The organism is Streptomyces sp. NPDC059564, assembly GCF_042735575.1.
Lineage (GTDB): Bacteria > Actinomycetota > Actinomycetes > Streptomycetales > Streptomycetaceae > Streptomyces.
In genome coordinates this window covers 1-7,402 of the sequence record NZ_JBHWBP010000372.1, presented here as the reverse complement: position 1 = coordinate 7,402, position 7,402 = coordinate 1, and the positions used below count along the sequence as shown (strand labels likewise).

At 72.0% G+C, this 7,402-nt stretch carries 8 protein-coding genes and 2 pseudogenes; 4 read left to right on the top strand and 6 right to left on the bottom strand.

Annotated features, from left to right (window positions below; translation table 11 throughout):
* The 5 genes and pseudogenes from ACFV0Q_RS35520 to ACFV0Q_RS35500 all read right to left on the bottom strand — a co-directional run.
* Positions 1–149, bottom strand: a pseudogene (locus ACFV0Q_RS35520) (urease accessory protein UreF); the annotation flags it as partial.
* Positions 150–191: 42 nt separating this feature from the next.
* Complete coding sequence (locus ACFV0Q_RS35515) at positions 192–1,913, bottom strand: urease subunit alpha (RefSeq protein WP_385011239.1); 1,722 nt, start codon at positions 1,911–1,913, stop codon at positions 192–194.
* A complete protein-coding gene (locus tag ACFV0Q_RS35510; protein ID WP_385011237.1) occupies positions 1,906–2,217 on the bottom strand; it encodes an urease subunit beta in 312 nt (103 codons plus the stop codon). Before ACFV0Q_RS35510 ends, ACFV0Q_RS35515 begins: the two co-directional genes overlap by 8 nt.
* Before the next feature lie 14 nt (positions 2,218–2,231).
* Complete coding sequence (locus tag ACFV0Q_RS35505; protein ID WP_385011235.1) at positions 2,232–2,534, bottom strand: urease subunit gamma; 303 nt, start codon at positions 2,532–2,534, stop codon at positions 2,232–2,234.
* A gap of 296 nt (positions 2,535–2,830) precedes the next feature.
* Entirely contained in the window at positions 2,831–3,280 is a 450-nt protein-coding gene (locus tag ACFV0Q_RS35500) for an ATP-binding protein (protein ID WP_385011234.1), read from the bottom strand.
* A 197-nt stretch (positions 3,281–3,477) separates the two neighbouring features.
* Between ACFV0Q_RS35500 and ACFV0Q_RS35495 the strand changes: the two genes are divergently transcribed.
* Both ACFV0Q_RS35495 and ACFV0Q_RS35490 read left to right on the top strand, forming a co-directional pair.
* Complete coding sequence (locus tag ACFV0Q_RS35495; protein WP_385011232.1) at positions 3,478–4,362, top strand: helix-turn-helix domain-containing protein; 885 nt, start codon at positions 3,478–3,480, stop codon at positions 4,360–4,362.
* A gap of 13 nt (positions 4,363–4,375) precedes the next feature.
* On the top strand, positions 4,376–4,612 hold the full coding sequence (locus ACFV0Q_RS35490; RefSeq protein WP_385011230.1) for a DUF397 domain-containing protein: 237 nt from the start codon (positions 4,376–4,378) through the stop codon (positions 4,610–4,612).
* Positions 4,613–4,618: 6 nt separating this feature from the next.
* Here the strand turns inward: ACFV0Q_RS35490 and ACFV0Q_RS35485 are convergent, their stop codons facing one another.
* Complete coding sequence (locus tag ACFV0Q_RS35485; protein WP_385011228.1) at positions 4,619–5,791, bottom strand: 8-amino-7-oxononanoate synthase; 1,173 nt, start codon at positions 5,789–5,791, stop codon at positions 4,619–4,621.
* A gap of 155 nt (positions 5,792–5,946) precedes the next feature.
* Between ACFV0Q_RS35485 and bioB the strand changes: the two genes are divergently transcribed.
* Complete coding sequence (gene bioB, locus ACFV0Q_RS35480) at positions 5,947–7,203, top strand: biotin synthase BioB (RefSeq protein ID WP_385011226.1); 1,257 nt, start codon at positions 5,947–5,949, stop codon at positions 7,201–7,203.
* A pseudogene (locus ACFV0Q_RS35475) lies at positions 7,196–7,402 on the top strand (adenosylmethionine--8-amino-7-oxononanoate aminotransferase BioA); the annotation flags it as partial. The gene bioB and the pseudogene ACFV0Q_RS35475, both read left to right, overlap by 8 nt.

Here is a 7,402-nt window from a genome sequence, read left to right as displayed (position 1 = left end):
GTGTGCAGGCGGCCCCGGCAGAACTCGGCCAGGGTCGCCGCGTCGTGGATCCGGCCCGCCTTGCAGGCGGCCTCCGCCCCGCCGGAGTGCGCGTGCCCTCCGGCGGGGAAGCGGCCGTCCGCGAGCACGAGCAGCGCGGCGAGGCTCATCGGGCGCCCCTGGTCAGGCTGTGGCCCATCAGCTGCGTCCCATCAGAAGAGGAAGTATCGCTGTGCCATGGGCAGTTCCGCCGCGGGCGCCGGCTCCACGGCCTCGCCGTCGATGGTGACGGTGAAGGTGTCGGCGTCGACCTCGACCCGGGGCATGGCGTCGTTGTTGCGCATGTCCGTCTTGCCCACCTTGCGCGTGTTCTCGATGGCCACGAACTGCTTGCCGAGGCCGAGCCGTTCGGGCAGCTCGTCGTCGAGGGCGGCCTGCGCCGTGAAGTTGAGCGAGTTCAGGGCGGGGGCGCGGCCGACGGCGCCGAACATGGGCCGGGGCAGGACCGGCTGCGGGGTGGGGATGGAGGCGTTGGCGTCGCCCATCTGCGCGTAGGCGATCTGGCCGCCCTTGACGACCACCTCGGGCTTGACGCCGAAGAAGGCGGGCGTCCACAGCACCAGGTCGGCCAGCTTGCCCACCTCGACCGAGCCGACCTCCCGGGCGAGGCCCTGGGCGACGGCGGGGTTGATCGTGTACTTGGCCACGTAACGGCGGGCCCGCTGATTGTCGGCGGGGCCGTCGCCGGGCAGGAAACCTCGCCTCTTCTTCATCACGTGGGCGGTCTGCCAGGTGCGCATCACGACCTCGCCGACCCGGCCCATGGCCTGGGAGTCGGAGGAGATGATGGAGATGGCCCCGAGGTCGTGCAGGACGTCCTCGGCGGCGATGGTGGAGGGCCGGATCCGGGATTCGGCGAAGGCGAGGTCCTCGGGGACGGCGGGGTTGAGGTGGTGGCAGACCATCAGCATGTCGAGGTGTTCCTCGACGGTGTTGACGGTGTGCGGCCGGGTCGGGTTGGTCGAGCTGGGCAGGATGTTGGGCTCGGAGACCACGGTGATGATGTCGGGCGCGTGCCCGCCGCCCGCACCCTCCGTGTGGTACGAGTGGATCGTCCGCCCGGCGATGGCCGCGAGGGTGTCGCCCACGAATCCGGCCTCGTTGAGGGTGTCGGTGTGGATGGCGACCTGCGCGCCGGTCTCGTCGGCGACGCTCAGGCAGGCGTCGATGACGGCGGGGGTGGACCCCCAGTCCTCGTGGATCTTGAAGCCGAGGGCGCCGCCCCGCAGCTGGGAGTGCATGGCCTCGCGGGACATGGTGTTGCCCTTGCCGAGCAGGCCGATGTTGACCGGGTAGGCCTCCAGGGCGGCGAACATCCGGGCCAGGTGCCAGGGTCCCGGGGTCACGGTGGTGGCCTTGGAGCCCTCGGCCGGGCCGGTTCCGCCGCCGACGAGGGTGGTGATGCCGGAGGCGAGGGCCTCGTCGATCACGGTCGGCGAGATGAAGTGCACGTGCGCGTCGATGGCGCCCGCGGTCACGATCTTCCCGTTCCCCGCGATGATCTCGGTCTCGGGGCCGATGACGAGCGAGGGATCGACCCCGTCCATCGTGTCCGGGTTGCCGGCCTTGCCGATGCCGCAGATCCGGCCGTCGCGGATGCCGACGTCGGCCTTGACGATGCCCCAGTGGTCGAGGATCACGACGCCGGTGATCACCGTGTCGGGGGCGCCCTCGGCGCGGGTGGTGCGGGCCTGCCCCATCGACTCGCGGATGACCTTGCCGCCGCCGAAGACGGCCTCGTCGCCGGAGTTGCCCGGTCCGCCGCTCAGGTCCTCCTCGATCTCGACGAAGAGGTCGGTGTCGGCGAGCCGGACGCGGTCGCCCTTCGTCGGCCCGAACAGGTCGGCGTACACCTGGCGCGGGATCTCAGCCATCGAGCGGCCCTCCGGTCTCCCCGCGCAGACCCGGTACGGTGCGCAGCCCGCCGAGCGGTACGAGTTCCACGGCGACCGGGATGCCCGGCTCGAAGCGGACGGCGGTGCCGGCGGCGATGTTCAGGCGCAGGCCGCGCGCGGCCGCGCGGTCGAAGTCGAGGCCGGGGTTGGCCTCGGCGAAGTGGTAGTGGGAGCCGACCTGGACGGGCCGGTCGGCGGAGTTGAGCACGGTGAGGCGGGTGACGGGGCGGCCCTCGTTCAGGCGCACCGGACCGTCCCCGTAGGCGATTTCGCCGGGGATCATCTGGCTGCTCCCGTTCAGACGATGGGGTCGTGGACGGTGACGAGCTTGGTGCCGTCCGGGAAGGTCGCCTCGACCTGGACGTCGTGGATCATCTCGGGGATGCCCTCCATGACCTGGGCCCGGGTGAGCACGGTGCGGCCGGAGGCCATCAGCTCGGCCACGGTCCGCCCGTCACGGGCGCCTTCGAGGATGTGCGAGGTGATCAGGGCGACGGCCTCGGGATGGTTCAGGAGGACCCCGCGCGCCCTGCGCTTCTCGGCCACGTCGGCGGCGACGTGGAGCATGAGTCTTTCTTGTTCGTGCGGCGTCAACTGCACCTGATACCACCAAGCTTCCGGGACATGATCAACATCGCGCCGTGGCGAACGTATCCGCCTTCAACACTCTGTTGACCTGTGCATATCCGTGCCAAGCATGTCTTGCCCAACGCAGAGAGAGGCTTTCCGTCCCGATCGCCGGCCCTTTACCGGCCCATGGCTGATCGTTGGCGGAAGACCGCGGGCTCCACACGCTAGGGCCCGCAGTTTTCCGCCGAGTTAACCCACGTTTCGGAAAGGCACCCGGTTCACCTGTCCGGGCGTCTTCCCGAACGGTCTCCGTATACGACCGCGCGTCAGCAGCCCCGGGCGGTCCGCGCGGGCGTGCCGGCCGGCCAGGGCAGGGCGATCCACACGGTCTTGCCGCCGTCGGCCGTCGGGCTGACCGAGAGCCGGCCGCCGGCCTCGGCGGCGAGCCAGCGGATGATGACCATCCCGCGGCCGTTGTCCTGCTGCACGGCGGCGGGCAGCCGCCGGGGCCAGCGCGGGTGGCTGTCCGTCACACCGACGCGCAGCCACTCCTCGCGTTCGAGGCGGACGTCGACGGTGAAGGTGGGCGACTGGCCGAAAGTGTGCTGTACCGAATTGGTGGCGAGCTCCGAGACGATCAGCCGGACGGTGTCGGCGGTCTCGGCGTCCTCGGGCAGTCCCCAGTCTCCGAGCACCTCCGCGACGTACCGGCGGGCGGCGGCGACCGAGACCGGATCGCTCGGCAGAGTGACGGATGCTTCCTGCTGATCTGCCATGGCGACGTCCCTTTCCCACCGGGACGGAGCCGCCCCGGACCTACGCTGAGCGCCAGAGTGCCACCCATGGTGCCGTCGTTTCCGCCGTTCCCCCAAGATATGCATATATCTGTCGCTCAATGCGGTGAACTCTGCTACGGAAGAGCGTATTTGGACGGCAGACTGGCGCGAGCTGTGCCGGTGGAAGGAGAGCGGGTATGCAACACGGTCCCGCGGTGCGTCGGCGCAAGCTCGGGGAGGAGCTGCGCGCCCTCCGCGACCGCTCCGGACTCACCAGTGGTGAGGTGGCCCGGATCGTCGGATGGCACCAGTCGAAAATCAGCCGCATCGAGACCGGGCGCAGTGGCGTGAAATCGGAGGACATCCGGCTGCTGCTCGACGCCTACGGGGAGGTCGTGAGCGCCCAGCAGCGCGCCCTGCTGGAGGCCCTGGGCGCCTCGGCGGCCGGCCCCTCGGCGAACGGGGACGCCGCGCGCGGGCGGCAGTGGTGGCACGACTACCGGGGCCTGCTCCCGCAGGAGTACCGGGACTTCATCAGCCTGGAGGCGGGGGCGCGCGCGGCCCGGACGGTGGAGCTCTCCGTGGTGCCGGGCCTGCTGCAGACCCCGCAGTACGCACGGGCCGTGACCCGGGCCGCGCTGGGCGGGCTGCCGGAGCCGAAGGTGGACGCGCTGGTCGACGTACGGCTGGCACGGCAGGCGGTGCTGCGGGCGGATCCGCCGCTGGAGCTGAGCGCCGTACTGGACGAGGCGGTGCTGCGGCGGCAGATCGGCGGGCCCGGGGTGATGCGGGAGCAGCTGAGGCATCTGGTGGAGGTGGCGCGGCTGCCCCAAGTGCGGTTGCAGGTGCTGCCGTTCACCGTGGGGGGTCATCTCGGCCTGACAGGACCGTTCGTCATTTTCTCATTTCCGAACATCGCCGATCTGGATGTGGTGGTACTCGACCATTTGACGAGTAGCCTCTATCTGGAGCGGAAGGAAGACCTCGAGGCCTACAGCGCCGCATTCCGCACCATCCAGGCGCACGCCCTCCCGCCCCATGACTCGTCGGATCTCATCAGCTCACTCGCTGACGACGCGTAAGGAGGCACCCCCCGTGTCCGCAACCCCCTTATCCACCAGCGGACTTCTGAACAGCGCGCGGTGGCGGCGGAGCAGCCGCAGCACCGGAATGAACAACTGCGTGGAAGCGGCCGCCCTGACCGGCGGCCTGCTGGCCGTCCGCGACTCCAAGCGGACGGACGGCCCGGCCGTGCTCTTCACCGGGCCGGCCTGGGACGGCTTCCTCGCCTGCGTACGGGCGGACGTGCTCGGGACGGTCGTCCCGGGCTAGCGACGCCTACCGGTCCGTGGCCCCGGCCGGAGCGGTCCCCAGGACCGTCGCGACGGCCCGGCCGATCTCGTCCCCCGTGAGATCGGCCCGAGCGGTCAGCCGCAGCCGGGAGATGCCGTCCGGCACCGACGGCGGACGGAAGCACCCCACGGACAGACCTGCCTCGCGGCAGTCGGCGGCCCAGCGCAGTGCCGCCGAAGCCGACGGGGCCCGGACCGACACCACCGCCGGGTCGGGCCTGACCGCGGTCAGGCCGGACGCGGTGAGCCGTCCGTACAGCTCGGCGGCCACCTCCCGGACCCGGGCGGCGCGCTCCGGTTCCCGCCGGAGCAGGCGCAGGCTCGCCAGCGCGGCGCCCGCGGCGGCCGGGGCGAGCCCGGTGTCGAAGATGAAGGCGCGCGCGGTGTTGACCAGGTGCCGGATCACCTTGGCCGGCCCCAGTACCGCCCCGCCCTGACTGCCCAGCGACTTCGAGAGGGTCATCGTCGCGACCACCCCGGGCGCGCCCGCGAGCCCGGCGGCGTGCAGCGCGCCCCGGCCGCCCTCGCCGAGCACCCCGAGACCGTGCGCGTCGTCCACCACCAGGGCCGCGCCCTCGGCCCGGCAGGCCTCGGCGTACCCGGCGAGCGGGGCGGCGTCCCCGTCCACCGAGAAGACCGAGTCGGTGACCAGCATGGCCCGGCCCGCGTGGGCGGCGAGGGTCTTGCGGACGGCTTCCGGATCGCTGTGCGGGGTGACCTCGACCGCGGCCCGCGAGAGCCGGCAGCCGTCGACGATCGAGGCGTGGTTCCCGGCGTCGGAGACGACCAGCGAGCCTCGGTCGCTCAGCGCCGTCACGGCGGCCAGGTTCGCGGCATATCCGGAGGAAAGCACCAGGGCCGCCTCGAACCCGGCGAAATCGGCCAGTTCCCGCTCCAGTTCGGAGTGCAGCTCCGTCGTGCCCGTGACCAGCCGGGATCCGGTGGCGCCCGCGCCCCAGCGCCCGGCCGCCTCGCACGCCCCGCGCACGGTCTCGGGATGCCGGGACAGGCCCAGGTAGTCGTTGCTGGCGAGGTCCAGCAGCGGCGAGGACGCGGGCCTCGGGCGCAGGGACCGTACCAGCCCCGCCTGCTCTCGGGCCCGCTCCGCGCCGTCGATCCAGGCGAAGACGTCCTCGGCGGGCGGGGTGTGCTGGGTCATCGGCGGTCCTCGCGTTTTGTCGGCTGTCGACAGATCTGCTCGACCCTAGCCGCCGGGACCCGAGGGGCTGGTGTGGCGATCCACACACTCCCTTCCGGCCATGTTGTCCGTTCTCTCCTTGGCCGGGAGTGCCCGTGTGGTCCAGGATCGGGCTCATGGACCTGCTGAACACCCTGGTGGAAAAGGGACTGCGGCGCGAGCTGCCGACCCGCGAAGAGGCGCTCGCCGTGCTGGCGACCTCCGACGACGAACTGCTCGACGTGGTGGCCGCGGCCGGCAAGGTGCGCCGCCAGTGGTTCGGGCGTCGCGTCAAGCTGAACTACCTGGTCAACCTGAAGTCGGGGCTCTGCCCCGAGGACTGCTCGTACTGCTCCCAGCGCCTGGGTTCGAAGGCCGAGATCCTCAAGTACACGTGGCTGAAGCCGGAGGAGGCCTCCGAGGCCGCCGCGGCGGGCGTCGCCGGCGGCGCCAAGCGGGTCTGTCTCGTCGCCAGCGGACGCGGTCCGACGGACCGGGACGTGGACCGCGTCGGCAAGACCATCGCGGCCATCAAGGAGCAGAACGAGGGCGTCGAGGTCTGCGCCTGCCTGGGCCTGCTCTCCGACGGCCAGGCCGAGCGGCTGCGCGACGCGGGTGCGGATGCCTACAACCACAACCTCAACACCTCCGAGGCCACGTACGGCGCGATCACCAAGACGCACACCTACGCGGACCGTGTCGACACCGTCCAGAAGGCCCACGCGGCCGGCCTGTCCGCCTGCTCGGGCCTGATCGCCGGCATGGGCGAGAGCGACGAGGACCTGGTCGACGTCGTCTACTCGCTGCGCGAGCTGGACCCGGACTCCGTGCCGGTCAACTTCCTGATCCCCTTCGAGGGCACCCCGCTCGCCAAGGAGTGGAACCTCACCCCGCAGCGCGCCCTGCGGATCCTGGCGATGGTCCGCTTCGTCTGCCCCGACGTCGAGGTCCGGCTCGCGGGCGGCCGCGAGGTGCACCTGCGCACGATGCAGCCGCTGGCCCTGCACCTGGTCAACTCGATCTTCCTCGGCGACTACCTCACCAGCGAGGGCCAGGCCGGCCAGGCCGACCTCGACATGATCGCGGACGCCGGTTTCGAGGTGGAGGGCGCCGGTACGTCGACCCTGCCCGCGCACCGCTCCGACGTGGCGGCCGCGGCCACCGGCGGGGGCTGCGGCTCCCACGCGGACGGCGGCGCCCCGGTCTGCGGCTCGGGCGGCTCCAACTCCGCCTCCGATGCCGTGGAGGCGGGTTGCGGTTCGGCGTGCGGCGGCTGCTCCGGGCACGCCGAGCAGGTACCCGTCCCCGCCCAGGCGGACGCAGGCGAGGTGCGCCCGGACCTGGTGTCGGTGCGCCGGCGCGGCGCGGGAACGGACCTCGCCCCCAATGCGTGACCCGCACCCCCTGCACGACCCGCTCGACCGGACCTCGGACACCGCGCGGCTCCTCGACCTGGACCGGCAGCACGTCTGGCACCCGTACGGCCCGATGCCCGGGCGGCAGGAGGCCCTCGTGGTCTCCTCCGCCTCGGGCGTCCGGCTGCGGCTCGCCGCCCCCGCCCAGGGGCAGGAGGAGCTCGTCGACGGCATGTCC